Below are 16,049 nucleotides of genomic sequence, written 5' to 3'. Positions count from 1 at the left end.
AAACTGAATATTTATTTAAATAACTTCCCATTGATTTATAAGATTTATATTCTTTGGTCATAATGTCATATATTTTACAAACAAATTTGGATTTATCGATGAGTATATGTTTCAGGCTATAGAATCATATGGTTATTCAACTATTTTTCACTTTGAACCTGATAAAATTACTTATAAGATATATATCTCGAAAACAGCTTTACTAATTTTCAGGTCCAGATTGTTTTTCAAGGTATCAGGCTGATGCAAATAAACCGTTTCAAAACTTATTTGATCTCCTTTTGTTACAGGAATCGCATTAGAAAAAGTTAGCTTTGGACTGGCACAAATTGTATTCATCACATCGTTGATATAAGGAATCAGGGGAAATTCAATTTGATTAACAGGTTGAAACCGAATTGTTTTATCGGTTTTAACAATTTTTAAAACCAATTGATCGCCTCCATGAAAAGAGATTGGTCCTGACAAATCCATATTTTCTTCCTTGAATATGAATGAGCCATTTATTTGTAACAAGCCCGTTGCGGGAATTTGCCATAATTCATTTTTATTTTGCCATTCATCTGAAATGTTTTGAACAGGGGATATTTTATCCAGTTTAAGTTTAGTCCATGAATTTTCTATTTTCTTTGAATATGGTATGATTGAATCTTTGGATGACAACCTTATATAATGGTGATCATTTGCAGAAAAAGATTTTTCTGATGAAACAGGCTTAACAGTCCGATTTGAAATATTTGTGACCGAGGGTCTTATCTCTACAATTTTATCATCATCCAATAATGATAAATTGGAAGAAACTACAGTTAAATCCGGTTTTCCCGATATGTTATTTTTTACCAAGACTTTATCATTAACAATATTCCATTCCCCAGAATTTTTCGGTTTATCCTTGATGGAGCAAAGTAAAACTGGTGAAGAATAACCTGGATAATCATGGCATAATATTAATGTGCCTATTGGAACATAATTTGGTAGTTCTTTAATGGAAAAGAATGCGAGTTGCAAAAAATCTGCTGAAAGATGTTTAGTCGAAACAACCCCATTACAACCAAGATAAATATTTTTAGGTTTTATTCCTGCTGTTCCAATATAAAGACTTTGTCCGGCAATCATTCCTTCTGTAACGACAGAAATCCCTTTTCCTATAGGATTCCCTGATATAAATGCATCTGTATGAATGGACTTGACATCAATATTCTCATTACACAATGAATTCCTTTTTATATCAGGTCTTGATGATTTTTCAATTTGCGATAAATAAGATTTGTCAAAAAGGTTATATTCAATTGGAACCGGCTTAACGACCCCCTGCATTGTAAAAATCTTGAACCATTTTGAATTAATTTTAGGATCATATTGCCAGAGATTGTATGTTTTAAGATTTAATAATAAATCACCTTCAATCCAGGATAATCCAAATTCCTGCTTATAATGTTGATCTGGATCGCTGTTAATAACCCATAATTCAGGTTTTCTTAAACCATGTCTTTGATTATAAACTGTTTTATTTTGACCAATAACATCCAGTAAAACCGTAAAAATTTGCTCTAATCCTGTATCAGTAATGATTTTAAATGCAATCGTCGATTTCGTATTTATTTTTCCTCCGGAAATATTGACTGAAAATTTACGTTTTGAAATCAAGAATTCATTCAGAATTATCGTAGGATCTCCACATTCAAATTCTATCGTATTAATTAATGATTGCGGATGCAGGGCGTAAGATAGATCAATTAAACAGGTCATGTCACAATTTTCAGTTACCTGTATAAAATCTGTTTTATATCCTTTTTGCAAAACAGGTAAAATTGTCATCTTCCACTGTGAAAAATAAGGCATCATGAACCGTTTACAGCCTTTTTTGAACACACTCAAAACCATTTTAACCTGTACCTTGTCTCTTTATTAGAGCATATTAACAATAATATTTTTAATTAATAGAAAAATAGTATATTGAATATGGGTAAGGTAGTAACCTGGATCAATCAATATAATTAAATTATATAAAATTAATTCTGATATAATGAATATTTTACCTAGACCCCTCTTTCAGTTTTTAATTATCCTCATGGGATTAAGTCTGATTTTACTTTCCCCTTCTTATGCAAAAACTGAGAAAGATAAACCGATGAATGATATAGATCGTGTTATCAGACCTGAAAAAAAACAGGTTCTTGTACTAACTACCGGAGGAACCATCGCAGGATCAGCGACAACAGACAAGCTCGAATATAAAGCAGGTAACACCAAAGGAGAAGATCTTGTCGCTTCCATACCTGATTTACAAAACATGGCAAAAATTCATGTTGATCCCGTGGCGCAAATCGGTTCTCAGGATATGTCTGATACAATTTTATTAAAATTGGCCAAAAAAGTTCAGACTGCTGAAAATGATCCTTCAATATCAGGAATTGTCATTACCCACGGCACTGATACCATGGAAGAAACCGCGTTTTTTCTTGATAAACTTATAAATTCGAAAAAACCAATTATTTTGACGGGTGCAATGCGCCCGACCAATTTTATCAGTTCAGATGGTGCATCCAATCTTGTCAATGCTGTTAAATTGGCTACACGCCCCGAGGCTTATCACCAACCTGTCATGATTGTAATGAATGACATGATTTATGATGCACATTCTGTTCAAAAAAGCCATACAACCAGCCTCCAAACTTTTCAATCCCCCAATACAGGGCCAATCGGCATTATCAATAATGATCATGTATATTTTTACCGTACGTCCAGTAATGCAAGGAAACATATTTACGCCATACCTGAGAAAGCCCCTTTTCCGCGTGTTGAAATTATTTATTCTCATATCCAGATGGATGGAGATCTTATTCATGATGCGGTCAAAAGAGGTGCAAAAGGCATAATCCTTGCTGGCGTTGGTGATGGAAATACATCAACCTAGGCAATACAAGCATTGAAAGAGGTCGCCAGCAAGGGTGTTATTGTTGTTCGATCCAGCAGAACGGGAAGCGGATTTGTCAATCGTAATGTTGAAGTTAATGATGATGCCAACAAATTTATAGCCGCAGCTGATTTAAACCCGCAAAAAGCCAGAATTTTGTTACAACTTATCTTGGCAAACAAGATTAATGAATTAGATACTATTCAACAACTTTTTTATGAAATGAACTGAGTTAAAATAAATGCCATTATTATTATAAATATGGCATCCTAATTTTCACAATTTGATTCGTAAGCTTTAATTTTTTTTACAAGCTTGAAATCAGAACAAGATTACGTTTATCCTAAACCTTCATTTAGAATAATTTTTATTAAAACCCAAATGTGGAGTTTTAGATTGATAAAATTTTTATCGTATACAATCCTGTCTCTAATAATCTCTTTGACTGTTTTATCGAATTTGGCATATGCAAGATCTGTAAATACAAAATCCAGTGTTAAAATCGGTCCATTAAATAAATCGTCTAGAATTTTACCACAAATAGAAATTTTCGAAAGCCATGTCGGCATAAGCAAAAATTATGTCATAGCCTTAGATCCCATCCATCCTGGAGCAACTTTAATAGCCTACAATTCTCCTACCTGTCAGGCAAATACCCATGGAAATACGAAATTCAACCATCATGATCCATCAAAACTAGAATTCACTGCCAAAGAAGATCCCTATTGCAAAATATCTATGCAAATTACAAAAAACCATCAATTGAAAATACTTAGTGAGACAATTCCTTGTAGTACATGGCATGGGGATTTTTGCTCTTTTGAAACATTGCCAATAGTAAACCGTATTTATCCGATAACGATTAAAGAGAATATTTCTTCAAGCAAATCCGAAGAAAAGGGTCAACCCAAATGAAATCCTTATCCTTGATATCAAAAATAAAATATGCATATACAATTATCTGCATTATTTTATCTTTACCCACAATGGCAATGAATCCATCTCATTCCTCACAATCCATTACAGAACAAACTGTCGAAAAGGACACCGTTAATCTGATCCTCTATGAAAACAGAACTCAGGGTAATTATGCGGCTGTAGGTTATATGCCATACTATCCCGCTTATGGCATGATTCATTATAACACTCCAAGCTGCAAAATTGAGATTACGGGTTTTGTTGATCCTTTTGCACTCAAGAAAAATAAATTAATTATCAGCTATAAGAAATGCAGGATATCTTTTGACCAGGATGGACAATCCCTAAAAAATCCACATGAAACTGAAGCATGTATGATTTATCATGTCAAGGAATGTAATTTTAAGGCGCTTTCTAATTTAAGAAAAATTAATTTTCAATCCAATACAGAATAATTAACAAAATATCATACACAATCTCACGAAATTGCGTATGATTGAATGCAACTACAAAACAATATTATAGTTTTTTAACCATTTATGACCAATTCTATCAGCAGCCATAATAGCGGCATAAACCTGATCTTCAGAAACTTCGAAAGGCATGTTGTGTATAGTGTCATCTTTTGCACAACTTGCCTTTGCCACTTTCATTATTTTTCCCTTAAGATCATCATTATCCTGTATACCAATTTGGTCAAGAGTAACCGGTAAACCTATTTGTACACAAAAATCAAGAACGGTTTCCAATTCTTCCTGTTTCGCATTTTCAAGTACAAGCTGAGCTAAAGTGCCGAATGCAACTTTTTCACCGTGTAACATGGAATGACATTCTTCAAGAACGGTTAATCCATTATGGATTGCATGTGCCCCTGCCAAGCCAGAACTTTCAAATCCGATGCCACTTAAATACGTATTCGCCTCGATAATGTTGTCGACAGCTTTTATAGCAACTCCAGCCTCGACAGCCGCTTTCGCCTTCAACCCTTCTTCCAACAAGGTTTCATAACATAACCTGGCCAAATTCAAGGCTGCCAATGTTGATTGCCCCCCTGCCATGGAGACAGCTCTTGCCTCATAACAGGCTCTGGCTTCAAAATAGGTAGATAATGCATCTCCCATTCCTGAAATCAATAAACGAAGGGGTGCATTGGCAACAATTGTGCTATCCATAATTACCATATCAGGATTGGAAGGATACATCAAATATTCCTCAAAAGCGCCATCTTCGGTATAAATTACAGATAAAGCGCTGGTTGGCGCATCATTCGATGCAGCTGTCGGCACAATTATAACCGGAACCTTATTATAAAACGCAATGGCTTTCGCTGTATCAAGGGCTTTCCCGCCACCAACACCGACAACCCCTTTGCAACCGTGTCTCTTTAGAATTTCACCTAAACGATTAATCTCTTTTTTACAACACTCTCCCCTAAAAATTTCAAAATATGCCTGCACCGAGGAAATCTGGAAACTTTTTTCCAATGTGGCTTGTGTCAAATTCATTACAAAACTATCAGCGACAACCAAATAACTATTGGCCAGCATCAAGGCATATTTACCAACTTTTTCAAGTGCACCAGCACCTTGGATATATTTTGACGGAGATTGAATAATCGTTAACATCACAAATCCTCTGATTATGTGTTCCTATTTTCAAATATTCACAACCATGGAATATACTAAATAGTTTAATACCAACTTAATTATACATAATAAGGATAGTTTATTTTACAAATAATTTAAATATAATTGAGCATGCAAACATTATAAAAACACATGCTGACAATCTATCTATCCTGAACTTATAGATTTGATAAAAGGCCTGTATCCCGGAATGTGAAAAAACCAATCCTACAAAAAGAAACCAGATCAGGCTTTCAAGCGTTATCATAATAAAAATAAAAAAAACATTGGAAGGATTTGACCCAAAATGAATAATTGAAAAAATACTTGAAAAATAAAGTAAAGCTTTCGGGTTGGTTAAATTGGTAAGCAATCCGGTAAAAAAATATGAATGACCAATGCCGTGCTCTGCTGGCAATGGTAAATCAGCCGATCTGTAAATCTGAAATGCCAGATAAAATAAATAAACTAACCCGCCAAATAAAACTAATTCTCGTAAAAAAGGGTAATATTGAAAAATAAGGTGCAATCCCAACAACGAGAACAAAGCCCAGATAATTGCCCCCAATGTTGTACACGTTACAACTTGAATGACAGCTTTTTTATTGCCTATTAACCTTGTTCTTGAATTTAATAGAAAATCAGGGCCCGGTACTACCAATACACATAAGTGTATGAAAAATATGCTGATAAAAAGCATAATACAATAAAATTCTCATTAACTATTCAAAAAGGTCAGAAACAGTATTCCATATTAAATTCAATTCTTGTCTTCAAAATATAAAAATATTACTTAACCCTTGGACGAACAGGTTTAGGCAAGGGAAATTTATTTTCCTTGATATCATTGGATAACGCTGGAAAAGGATCAATCCCGGTTTTGTAAATGAAAAAAGCTATACTCATGCGATAACATACAGGCCTATGTGAATTTTTACAAAAATAAATCCCAGCCTTTTTTAAGGACGGAATATAAACCGCTTTCCAGACTGCATAAGGAACCCATACTCCGTCATAACCGATTCTTTTGACCGGTTCCTGAAAATAAGAACCCGTTATAACATATAACTGATCATAGGATATTGCCATTTTCCTTACATTATGTTCAATCCAGTTCCATTTTCCACTATTCAGCTGCTTTGTCTGAGGTACAATATTACTGGAGATAAAAGTCTGTAACTGAGATTGATAATCAGGCATATCCCCACTAGGCGTCATATGACCACGATCAAAACCTGATCCTCTGTAATCCCTGACAACAGGATCACGATTATCAAATTTACCATATCTTTTCATATTCTTACTGGCCATTACCTGATTTTTTGTCAAAAATTCAGCTGAATAAATATTCCCTAAAGTTATATCTGAAAAAGAAGCGACATAATCTTTGAAGCAGACTGTTTTTATCGGCCATTCAATAACTGGCGGTTTTCCATATAAAAACTTATTTTGACATGGAATTTGCGCTTGAACACAAATTCCAAATCCCAATAAAATAAAAAGTAAAACCAATAACTTTTTTTTCACAATTACTCTTCAATCTTTATCAAGTCCATTAAAAAAATAATGATTGATACATAATTACTGCGAACTTATTGCACAATATAAAGACAATATTTTTCTGATAGAAATTCAAATAATAAATTCCGATATAAATTAATAATGGAAATTTTCAGTTTCTATGAATTATTTTTGAAATAAAAAATCATATAACCTTTTGATTTATTACGAACTATATTTAATTGGAATATTTAAAATAAATATCAAATTATGACGATAATATCTAATTCTCAACCGTTTATACATTTAATAACAATATATGAATTAATTTCATATAATTTTTTACGCTACAGAAAATATAATGATTATTTGATTAAAAGATTAATCTATATTAAGTAAGATTTAACTTAATAAATTATTAATTGGAGCGGGCGATGGGATTCGAACCCACGACCCCAACCTTGGCAAGGTTGTGCTCTACCCCTGAGCTACGCCCGCTCTGAAGAGCGTAAAAGCCTTTTATGATATTTCTATTAAAGATGCAAGCGGAAAAAACAAAAATTAAAAATTATTTTTATTTCCTGTCTCTCATCCACTATAATATATACAAAAATCAATTCTAATATCTAGAAATTGTTAAACATATGAGAATCAAATTTTTCATTTAAATGAAACAGGATATGATTTATGGCGCTTTTTAACTCCCCGTCCCAACCTGCAAAAGGTCAACTTTTGACTGAACATGGAACAGCCATTTCATCGGCTTCTTCTTCCAAAACGAGTATTATTGAAGGTAATCAAAATAACTTTGTTCAGGAAGTCATTGAAGCCAGCCAAAAAATTCCTGTTTTAGTTGATTTTTGGGCAAATTGGTGCAACCCTTGCAAACAACTTACACCATTATTGGAAAAAATTGCAAATGCCACTCAAGGACGCGTGAAACTTGTAAAAATCGATATAGACGCGAATCAAGCCCTTGTCCAACAATTGATGCAGATCGGCCTTCCCATTCAGTCTATCCCTTTGGTTGCTGCTTTTTGGCAGGGGCAAATAGTCGATTTATTTCAAGGGGTGCAAGCTGAAAGTGCAATTCAACAATTTGTCAGTCAATTATTAAAAACCGCTGGCAGTGCAATGCCCAGCACGGATTTAATTGAACAGGGACAAACATTGTTGCATGACAAAAAATTCGATGAGGCAATGGGTGTTTTTTCCCAAGCCCTTGAACTGGAACCTGAAAAACCGGAAGCATGGGGCGGGTTGATACGATCAATTCTTGCCAGTGCAGGACCAGAAGCGGCACAGGAAAGTCTTGAACAAGTTCCGGAATCCATACAGGATCATGCCGAAATTATAGGTGCGAAATCTGCCATTGAGCTTGCTCTGGAAGGTAAAAAAAACACTGGGGAAACACAGGCATTAATGGATAAAATCAAATCGGATCCAGATAATTATCAGGCACGCTATGAACTGGCTACCGCTTTAAATGGTGCCGGAAAAAGAAATGAAGCCGCACATGAATTGCTTGAAATTATGAAAAGAGACAAAAGCTGGAATGATGAAGCTGCAAAAAAACAATTGTTACGTTTTTTTGAATCTTGGGGATTTGACGATCCAGCCACGTTACAGGGGCGTCGTCAATTATCAACCTTATTATTTTCTTAAGCCCGATTGCCAATAGAATTTATCTAATTCATTAAAGGATAAACAAATGTCTCAAAATACCCCTCCCATTGATCCAAAACTGCTTTCAATCCTTGTCTGTCCTGTGACAAAAGGCCCTCTTATTTATGATCGTAAAGCTGATGAACTGATCAGTTGCAATGCAGGTCTGGCTTATCCAATTAGGGATGGCATACCAATAATGCTTGCCAATGAAGCAAGAACATTAAGCGATGATGAAATCTCAAACTATAAGAAACCAAAATAATATCGTTAAAAGCATTTCATGAGAAAAAGATATCATGACCTCTGCAAAAATCATTACAAAGCGCCTTTAATGTAAATTGAATGATGGAAGGGCAAGATTTTTTAGCCTCTTCCAGCAGTGGATTTAACAAGGAATCAAAATCAACATGAATATCACAGGCATTCCGCAATTTTTTATGTTTGCCGTTGGCCTGTCTTACAGACTGAATTTTAAAAAAATAAAATATTTCTTTTAAAGCATGTTCCAAGGCTTTTTCGGTATTGGGATGTAATTTTTGACCATAAGCCTCCATTGCTCTTGCCACAAAAATACTATCACTTTGCAAACGTCGCAAAATTGGAAATAATTGCACAAGCACAGGATCCGTTTCTTCCAAAACACAGGTAGGCCGTTCTTTACGTGCTTCATCTATATCACTGGCCAATTCGCGAAGTTCTGTAATGATTTCATCATTTTTGGCTTCAACAGCATCCCATGAAATTCCTTCAATCAATACAGCGTGCAATAATTTATATAATTTACTAAAAGCTTCCTTGGCATGTAAAAAGGCATGATATCTAGCCTGAGGTCTCAATATACAATAACTAACCAATAAAGAGGCCAATACACCTACAACAATTGAAAAGATACGATCAAAAGGTCTTTCAAAAATCCCTCCGGGTGAAGGGAATAGAAAAACGACTGCAAGTGTCACAACTCCAAGCCTCATGGTGGGACGCCATGAAACGAACATAACCATCGGAATCATTACGATTGTAAACACTATAATCGGTGACCAGCCACAATAAATCTGCAAGGCAATGGCTATGATCCCTGCAATTCCACCAATCAGAGAACCAATAATTTGATCACGACTGGTCTGAAGAGTTTGAGCGATACGACTTTGCGTCACGATAACAGCTGTAATTAAAGCCCAATAAGGTTCGTTCAATTTACATAGATGTGCAAGTAGGCTTGCTGTTGCTACAGATAATAATAACCGAACACTTTGAATAACAGCGGGATATAAATTCAGCCTTTTAATTCCAAACCTCATTTATACCTTGCTCGATTAACCGTAAATCCTGGAATCCATGATCAGAATTATCGTTTATGATCGCTTTTGTTTCTTTCGGAAACGAACGGGACTGCAACCCAATGCATAACGGAACCGCTTTGAACCAGCAAAAGCATTGAAGCAGGATTTCTGTTTTCTTTTTTTACACTTGTGATTGCCTGTTGAAGCATATCAACATCATTTACAGTTTTAGTATTTGTTCCCACAATTACATCTCCAGGCTTTAAACGCTGCATCAAATTTTTCTCTTTATGATGTACGGTGGTCACCACAACGCCCTGCTGTTTTTCTGCCAGATTATATTTCTGTCTTAGTAAATTCGTTATCGTACTGACCGTAATATTCAGATCTTTAATTACTAATACCCTTGCCTTTTCATCCTGAATATCACTCTCCTTACTTTCCTCATTTTCTTCAAGATTTTGTATCTCTATGGGTAAATCAACAACTTTTCCCCGTCTTATAACTGTTAAATTAATTTGTGAATGAATGGGAGCGGCAGCAATTATCCTTGGCATTGTATGGACTGTAACAACCTGGCTATTTATTTTTTCTATGATATCGCCAGATTTTAATCCAGCTTTATCAGCAGGACTACCCTTCTCAATTTTTACAACCAAGGCTCCCTGAAACGGTTTTACATTCAGGCTACTCGCTATACTTTCATTAATTTCCTGGATACGAACACCAATCCATCCACGAGTCACCTTGCCGTTTACACGAAGCTGATTGATAATATCCCTTGCCTCATTGGCAGGTATGGCGAAAGCAATGCCTATTGACCCTCCAGAAGGTGAAAAAATAGCTGTATTAATGCCTATGACCTCTCCCCTGATGTTAAATAAGGGACCTCCGGAATTTCCCTTGTTGATTGGGGCATCTGTCTGAATAAAATCGTCATATGGCCCCTGTTCTATATCCCTTCCCCTTGATGAAATAATACCGAATGTCACGGTTCCAGATAAACCATATGGGTTACCAATCGCCAAAACCCAGTCACCTATCCTTGAATAATCACTATTGCCAAAATGCGCAATGGTTAATGGTTCTTTCACATTAATCTTAAGTAAGGCGATATCTGTTCTTTCGTCATATCCCTTTAATACAGCTTTAACCGTCCGATTATCCTGTAAAGTTATCAAAATCTGATCGGCATCTTTAATAACATGATAATTTGTTACGATAAGGCCTGATGAATCAATAATGAAACCAGAACCCAACGCCTGAAGATGATCCATACCGTCATCAGGACCACTCTTGCCATTCATATAGTTTTGAAAGAATTTTTCGAAAGGAGAATCTGGATCAGAAGCGGTATCCTCCGTATTGTCATCATCTTCATCGTCATGCTGCCCCGGTTTAAGAACTCGACTGGTTGAGATATTAACCACCGTTGGCAATAATTTTTCGGCAACATTTGCAAAACTACCAGAAGAACATCGAGAACTAAATTTATCTGGCCAAGTTAAACGACCTATAAAAGGTAAGTTAACAGCAGGTTGAGCTTGCAACCGATGAGCTGAAACCAAACCGAATATCCCCATGGTAAGGATCAAACAACGTGTCAAATCCCCTTGAAAAAGATTTTTTGACATACTTATTCTTTATTCATTAAAAATAATAACAGCATTATTACAGGTTACTTCATGCGCAAACTTATCTCTTTTCTAAAAATCATGCAGAGATCAAATAACTGAATTAATTTAACCATAAAATTCATTAAAATAAATATAAATCTATCTAAAATCATGATTTTATGGTTACACTGTTTTAAAATTCTAACATCTTAGACATGAATTCATGATAAGCTTATTTCTGAATAAATCCTGATTTTTGAAATTATTGAACTTTAATAATATTATTGGGATCTTAGATTGGTAGTTCTTAATCGTTGTCTTTTTTTATCAAGATATAAAGACAGGAGATAAAGAATATATATTGCGATACAATTTATACCTAGCTGCAAAAATACTGATTGTCCCCAGCTAGCGAACATCAAACGCCCCCATAGATCAAAAACCGTACTCAAAGAAAAAACCTCCAGCGAGTGTCGACCATATAAAGCCAAAAGCTGCCCAATTTTATTTTCAGAAAATTGTTTGGTCCATTTTGAAGATTGAACAAGGTAAAATATTGCGATAACGTCCATCAATCGCAATGGTGAAAGATAAGCCTTTGCAGGAGTATGCAGTTCTATCAATCTCAAATCAGGTAATCCCCAATATCCCCATGGAAACGCTTCTAAGAAAGAAAAGATTAAATAAACGATAGCAAGTCCCTGTAACCATACAAAATATGGAAAATCACCTTCATGCTTACCTGCAAGAATAGAACCATAAATCCCAAGCGTGAATAAAAACTGCCATGCTAAAGGATTAAAAAACCAACCATCAGGATCAAGCCAGTTAGGAAAATTGAACCATGGATCAAGATTAACCCAACCCCATAGCAAAAAACTTATTCCCAACGCCAACCACCAACGATATTTCATGATTAAATAAAGGATGGGAAAAAAGGCGAGTAAAATGATATAGAGTGGCAAAATATTCAGATTACTTGGCAATGCGTCCAGAAGTAACAACCGCCAGAATACTCTTAAGATACTGTGACCATGCGCCAATTCAGGCTCTAAAAAATCAACTGGCAATATCCATATTCGACGCCACTGATAGATGCTGAATAATGTAATTAATACCAAGCCTATCTGAAAAAGATAAATTTTCCAGCAACGTGCAAAAATCCTTTTGCAAATTTTCCAAAACCCATCAAGCGGAATCCTTCTTCCATATGCAAGCCAAGAAGCATATCCAGCTAATAATACGAAAATTTCTGCTGCATCGGCAAACCCTACATTCCGCATGGTAAAACGATTTAGAAGATTTTCAGGAATATGGTCAATATACATCATGATCAGCGCCAATCCACGCAAAGCATCGATACGATGATCCCTTTTTGATTTTTTTTGCTGTTTGATCAGAATTTTATTCCTTAACGATTCTTTCCAATTAATTCTACATTTTTTTTTCTAAATAAAATGTAGAAAATTAGTTTCAGAGCTTCATTACAACTTTACAAATCTGTTATATACTTTTTAAAATAAACTTGATAATTACATTTTTTAATGATTGTTTCTTCAAGGTTTTACATGAATAACCCTATTTCAATTAACCGGCAAAAAGTCAAAGAGGCTTTGAAAGATTTTACGCTTCCATGGTCTCCCCATATTCGGCTGCTAGACACTGATTTGATTGAAACGCTTCATATTGAAAACCAAAAAATACATATAACGTTAAAAGTCCCCAATGTCGATCCCGCTCAAGTGGAACCATTACGGGCAAAAATCGAACACCATTTAAGTCAACTTAAAGATGTGGAACAAGCTCGTGTTTTTATGAATGCCATTTCTTCCGGCTTACGTGATCCAACCATATCAAAACGCTTGGTATTCCCACCCAAACAAACCGGTCATACCAAATCAGATACAACTTCAATAAAAGCAAATAATATAAAAAATGCCAAATCCATTGAAACTCTCAATTCGGTTAAATGTGTCATTGCAATCGCTTCGGGAAAAGGAGGGGTTGGAAAATCCTCAACAACTGTCAATCTTGCGATTGCCTTGTCTCAAAAAGGATTAAAGGTTGGCATCATGGATGCTGATATCTATGGCCCTTCCATTCCACATATGCTTGATCTAAAAGGCAAGGTAGAAGTAAGAGACCACAAACTGATCCCAATGACGGCATGGGGTATTTCAGCAATTTCCATTGGCATGCTGGTTCCCACGAATCAGGCGGTTATATGGCGGGGACCCATGGTAATGGGAGCGGTCAAACAACTATTGTCAGACGTAAAATGGGGAGAGTTGGATATCATGTTAATTGATATGCCTCCTGGGACGGGTGATGTTCAAATTACCCTTGGCCAATCCATTAAATTAGATGGTGCGATAATGGTTTCTACACCTCAGGATATTGCTTTATTGGATGCCAAAAGAGGTATTTCTCTTTTTCAGAAAACGCGAACCCCTATATTGGGTATCATTGAAAATATGTCTTATTTTCTTTGCCCTCGTTGTCAGGAAAAAACCTATATATTTGGACAGGATGGTGTTAAAAAAGAAGCCAAAGCTTTGAATATCCCTTTTTTGGGGGAAATACCTATTTTACCTGCGATCCGTACGGCATCAGATGAGGGAATTCCCATAACCGTTCAACAACCTGATGGCCCAGAAAGTCAAGCCTACCATGCTATTGCAGATTTAATTTATCCCGCCATTTGTAAAACAGGACTTGCAAATAGCAAAAATTCCTAAAAACCCTGTCACCCCGAATCTATTTCTCTAAAGAAGATCCAGGACCTGCCAAAACATAACAAACCTTATTTTTTGGCATATACCGACATAAAGGTCCCTGCTTTCCGTTTTTTCCTAAAATTCCAAATTCAAAAATCAACCCCAAAACCAAAACGAAAGTACAGGCAATATACCAAGGGCGTAAAGTGGCAAATTCGATTTTTTGATTTGGATCTAGAGGTTTAATATTAGAATCAAGATTTGAAGGTTGGGTAAAAAAACTTTCTCCCATTGATTCAGATGATGAATGGACGGATTTACCAGGTAATTCATACTCATATTCATCGACAGGAAAATTCTTTTTATCTTTATAATCCATAATGAAATTTTCAACTACTTTCATATTTATAATCAAATATTTAGCATAGTTCATTTTTTCTTTGTATAAAAAGTCTCATGTAGATACTGATTATCCGCATCCAGATTACGTCCAAAAGGAAGAAACCACATCGCTGCAACAATGCCGATAAATAAAATGATAATACCAGCAACATATAAAAGTTTTTCCATTTTCAATCTTTCCAAGAGATTTTATATACACATTAACTCTAGGATTTGTAATGATCCAGAATCTGCATCATTTCTGTCCATTCACGTTTGCTTAATCCACTGTCAGCTTGATCAACAGATTGTCCATTTAACAACTTGCCAATAACATTCATCATGGTCGAGGAAAATGTTACAGCCCCTTTGCGATAATCTTCAAATGCCTCACAAGCCAGAGGAACCCATGCCCGAACCGTTTTCAGCATTACTTCGGCATAAACACGGATTTCATATTGTGCATGCGAGTCAATTCTTAGCTGCAAGAAATGAAATAAATTATGTAAGTTAACCTTCCAGTACCATTGACTATAACTGTTCAAGGTCAAGTTCATTCTGGCAAGCTCACGAGCCAGCCCAAAACCATTTTCTTCAGGATTACGAAGCATTTTTTCATAATCATCATAGCATTTTTGCGCATCATTACGTAAAAGCGATAGAACTGCCTCTGATTGATCAGCAGAAAGAACTTCTCCACGACCTTGATGATTAACCTTACTTTGCATTGCCAATACGCGAGGTTCGGGAATATAGAATTCTCTATCCATTATTGAATATCGGGCCGAATATTCATTCACGCTAGCCGTACGATGACGAATCCATTGTCGTGCTACAAAAATTGGTAATTTAACATGAAACTTAATTTCACACATTTCAAAAGGGGTTGTGTGATAATGACGCATTAAATATCGAATCAAACCACGGTCTTCCGATACTTTTTTTGTACCGGTTCCATATGAAACTCGGGCTGCCTGAACAATTGCAGAATCATTACCCATATAATCGACAACCCTGACAAATCCATGATCCAGTACTGGAAAAGCTTGATAAAGCATTTCTTCCAAACCCGGTGAAATTGGCCGTTTTGTATAAAGTTGCTGACTTGACTGCGCTTTAATATCTGCCTGTTGTTCTTCTGTAAGTGCCATAATAATCTATTTACTCATTTTAAGTACGACTAAGAAATTATTTATAAAACAATATAAAACTATTTTCCTAAAATATATGATTTTAATGGTTTTTAACAGCCATGATTTGCATATTCCCCTCGTTAGCTATTTAAAAAAAATCAAGAAAACTGCTTTTAAACAAATCATTAACTTTCACACCCTTTCCAAAATCAGCTGATATTTTTCATTCCATTATGTGGATCCCTAAAGATTTTGGCAAACTCTGATAAAAATGATAATCAAGAGTAAAATTTT

The 16,049-nt window shown here is 35.4% G+C and carries 15 protein-coding genes, 1 tRNA gene and 1 pseudogene; 6 read left to right on the top strand and 11 right to left on the bottom strand.

The genetic code is table 11. The features are described from left to right. Positions 1-171 precede the first annotated feature (171 nt). Positions 172-1,884: a hypothetical protein gene (locus tag D9V35_RS02930; RefSeq protein WP_122123305.1), complete on the bottom strand. Its 1,713-nt coding sequence runs from the start codon at positions 1,882-1,884 to the stop codon at positions 172-174. 142 nt (positions 1,885-2,026) lie between these two features. Between D9V35_RS02930 and D9V35_RS02925 the strand changes: the two are divergent. The 3 genes and pseudogenes from D9V35_RS02925 to D9V35_RS02910 all read left to right on the top strand — a co-directional run bounded on the left by D9V35_RS02925 (position 2,027) and on the right by D9V35_RS02910 (position 4,290). Then, positions 2,027-3,148: pseudogene (locus D9V35_RS02925) on the top strand (asparaginase). A 165-nt stretch (positions 3,149-3,313) separates the two neighbouring features. After that, positions 3,314-3,832 (top strand): hypothetical protein, encoded by a 519-nt coding sequence (locus D9V35_RS02915; RefSeq protein ID WP_122123302.1) that lies wholly within the window; start codon positions 3,314-3,316, stop codon positions 3,830-3,832. Then, entirely contained in the window at positions 3,829-4,290 is a 462-nt protein-coding gene (locus D9V35_RS02910) for a hypothetical protein (protein ID WP_122123301.1), read from the top strand. Before D9V35_RS02915 ends, D9V35_RS02910 begins: the two co-directional genes overlap by 4 nt. A 51-nt stretch (positions 4,291-4,341) precedes the next feature. Here the strand turns inward: D9V35_RS02910 and D9V35_RS02905 are convergent, their stop codons facing one another. The 4 genes from D9V35_RS02905 to D9V35_RS02890 all read right to left on the bottom strand — a co-directional run bounded on the left by D9V35_RS02905 (position 4,342) and on the right by D9V35_RS02890 (position 7,458). Continuing rightward, positions 4,342-5,460, bottom strand: a complete 1,119-nt coding sequence (locus D9V35_RS02905) for a glycerol dehydrogenase (protein WP_122123300.1) — start codon at positions 5,458-5,460, stop codon at positions 4,342-4,344. A 100-nt stretch (positions 5,461-5,560) separates the two neighbouring features. After that, positions 5,561-6,160, bottom strand: coding sequence for a LysE family transporter (locus D9V35_RS02900; RefSeq protein ID WP_122123299.1), 600 nt, complete (start codon positions 6,158-6,160; stop codon positions 5,561-5,563). 89 nt (positions 6,161-6,249) lie between these two features. Next, entirely contained in the window at positions 6,250-6,987 is a 738-nt protein-coding gene (locus D9V35_RS02895) for a DNA/RNA non-specific endonuclease (protein ID WP_162988550.1), read from the bottom strand. A gap of 396 nt (positions 6,988-7,383) precedes the next feature. Then, positions 7,384-7,458, bottom strand: a tRNA-Gly gene (locus D9V35_RS02890). Positions 7,459-7,647: 189 nt separating this feature from the next. On the opposite strand from D9V35_RS02890, the gene D9V35_RS02885 reads away from it, so the two are divergent. Together D9V35_RS02885 and D9V35_RS02880 are read left to right on the top strand one after the other, a co-directional pair. Next, complete coding sequence (locus D9V35_RS02885; protein ID WP_122123297.1) at positions 7,648-8,625, top strand: thioredoxin family protein; 978 nt, start codon at positions 7,648-7,650, stop codon at positions 8,623-8,625. A 46-nt stretch (positions 8,626-8,671) separates the two neighbouring features. Beyond that, positions 8,672-8,890: a Trm112 family protein gene (locus D9V35_RS02880; RefSeq protein WP_110438718.1), complete on the top strand. Its 219-nt coding sequence runs from the start codon at positions 8,672-8,674 to the stop codon at positions 8,888-8,890. A 16-nt stretch (positions 8,891-8,906) separates the two neighbouring features. Here D9V35_RS02880 and D9V35_RS02875 read toward each other — a convergent pair whose 3' ends face one another. The 3 genes from D9V35_RS02875 to D9V35_RS02865 all read right to left on the bottom strand — a co-directional run bounded on the left by D9V35_RS02875 (position 8,907) and on the right by D9V35_RS02865 (position 12,855). Then, positions 8,907-9,926, bottom strand: a complete 1,020-nt coding sequence (locus tag D9V35_RS02875; protein ID WP_122123296.1) for an FUSC family protein — start codon at positions 9,924-9,926, stop codon at positions 8,907-8,909. A 47-nt stretch (positions 9,927-9,973) separates the two neighbouring features. Beyond that, on the bottom strand, positions 9,974-11,542 hold the full coding sequence (locus D9V35_RS02870) for a Do family serine endopeptidase (protein ID WP_240993397.1): 1,569 nt from the start codon (positions 11,540-11,542) through the stop codon (positions 9,974-9,976). A 263-nt stretch (positions 11,543-11,805) separates the two neighbouring features. Next, complete coding sequence (locus tag D9V35_RS02865) at positions 11,806-12,855, bottom strand: OpgC family protein (protein WP_240993396.1); 1,050 nt, start codon at positions 12,853-12,855, stop codon at positions 11,806-11,808. A 237-nt stretch (positions 12,856-13,092) separates the two neighbouring features. On the opposite strand from D9V35_RS02865, the gene D9V35_RS02860 reads away from it, so the two are divergent. After that, on the top strand, positions 13,093-14,262 hold the full coding sequence (locus D9V35_RS02860) for an Mrp/NBP35 family ATP-binding protein (protein WP_122123294.1): 1,170 nt from the start codon (positions 13,093-13,095) through the stop codon (positions 14,260-14,262). A gap of 19 nt (positions 14,263-14,281) precedes the next feature. Here the strand turns inward: D9V35_RS02860 and D9V35_RS02855 are convergent, their stop codons facing one another. From D9V35_RS02855 to thyX, 3 genes are read right to left on the bottom strand one after another with little or no spacing between them, the layout of a single operon-like run. Continuing rightward, positions 14,282-14,644: a hypothetical protein gene (locus D9V35_RS02855; RefSeq protein ID WP_162988549.1), complete on the bottom strand. Its 363-nt coding sequence runs from the start codon at positions 14,642-14,644 to the stop codon at positions 14,282-14,284. Between the two features lie 26 nt (positions 14,645-14,670). After that, entirely contained in the window at positions 14,671-14,811 is a 141-nt protein-coding gene (locus tag D9V35_RS09325) for a hypothetical protein (RefSeq protein WP_155565153.1), read from the bottom strand. 38 nt (positions 14,812-14,849) lie between these two features. Beyond that, the gene (thyX, locus tag D9V35_RS02850) at positions 14,850-15,773 is read right to left on the bottom strand and encodes an FAD-dependent thymidylate synthase (protein ID WP_122123292.1); all 924 of its coding nucleotides are present in this window, start codon (positions 15,771-15,773) and stop codon (positions 14,850-14,852) included. Positions 15,774-16,049 lie beyond the last annotated feature (276 nt).

Source organism: Commensalibacter melissae, assembly GCF_003691365.1.
GTDB classification, from domain to species: Bacteria; Pseudomonadota; Alphaproteobacteria; order Acetobacterales; family Acetobacteraceae; genus Commensalibacter; species Commensalibacter melissae.
Note: the sequence above shows the minus strand (reverse complement) of the source record. Positions and strands in the feature narration are given on the sequence as shown.

What these genes read in the sequence shown, in the direction of transcription:
- D9V35_RS02930 (WP_122123305.1), bottom strand. Translation starts at nt 1,884, where the DNA reads ATGGTTTTGAGTGTGTTCAAAAAAGGCTGTAAACGGTTCATGATGCCT.
- D9V35_RS02910 (WP_122123301.1), top strand. Translation starts at nt 3,829, where the DNA reads ATGAAATCCTTATCCTTGATATCAAAAATAAAATATGCATATACAATT.
- D9V35_RS02905 (WP_122123300.1), bottom strand. Translation starts at nt 5,460, where the DNA reads ATGTTAACGATTATTCAATCTCCGTCAAAATATATCCAAGGTGCTGGT.
- D9V35_RS02900 (WP_122123299.1), bottom strand. Translation starts at nt 6,160, where the DNA reads ATGCTTTTTATCAGCATATTTTTCATACACTTATGTGTATTGGTAGTA.
- D9V35_RS02885 (WP_122123297.1), top strand. Translation starts at nt 7,648, where the DNA reads ATGGCGCTTTTTAACTCCCCGTCCCAACCTGCAAAAGGTCAACTTTTG.
- D9V35_RS02880 (WP_110438718.1), top strand. Translation starts at nt 8,672, where the DNA reads ATGTCTCAAAATACCCCTCCCATTGATCCAAAACTGCTTTCAATCCTT.
- D9V35_RS02875 (WP_122123296.1), bottom strand. Translation starts at nt 9,926, where the DNA reads ATGAGGTTTGGAATTAAAAGGCTGAATTTATATCCCGCTGTTATTCAA.
- D9V35_RS02870 (WP_240993397.1), bottom strand. Translation starts at nt 11,542, where the DNA reads ATGTCAAAAAATCTTTTTCAAGGGGATTTGACACGTTGTTTGATCCTT.
- D9V35_RS02865 (WP_240993396.1), bottom strand. Translation starts at nt 12,855, where the DNA reads ATGATGTATATTGACCATATTCCTGAAAATCTTCTAAATCGTTTTACC.
- D9V35_RS02860 (WP_122123294.1), top strand. Translation starts at nt 13,093, where the DNA reads ATGAATAACCCTATTTCAATTAACCGGCAAAAAGTCAAAGAGGCTTTG.
- D9V35_RS02855 (WP_162988549.1), bottom strand. Translation starts at nt 14,644, where the DNA reads ATGAAAGTAGTTGAAAATTTCATTATGGATTATAAAGATAAAAAGAAT.
- D9V35_RS09325 (WP_155565153.1), bottom strand. Translation starts at nt 14,811, where the DNA reads ATGGAAAAACTTTTATATGTTGCTGGTATTATCATTTTATTTATCGGC.
- thyX (WP_122123292.1), bottom strand. Translation starts at nt 15,773, where the DNA reads ATGGCACTTACAGAAGAACAACAGGCAGATATTAAAGCGCAGTCAAGT.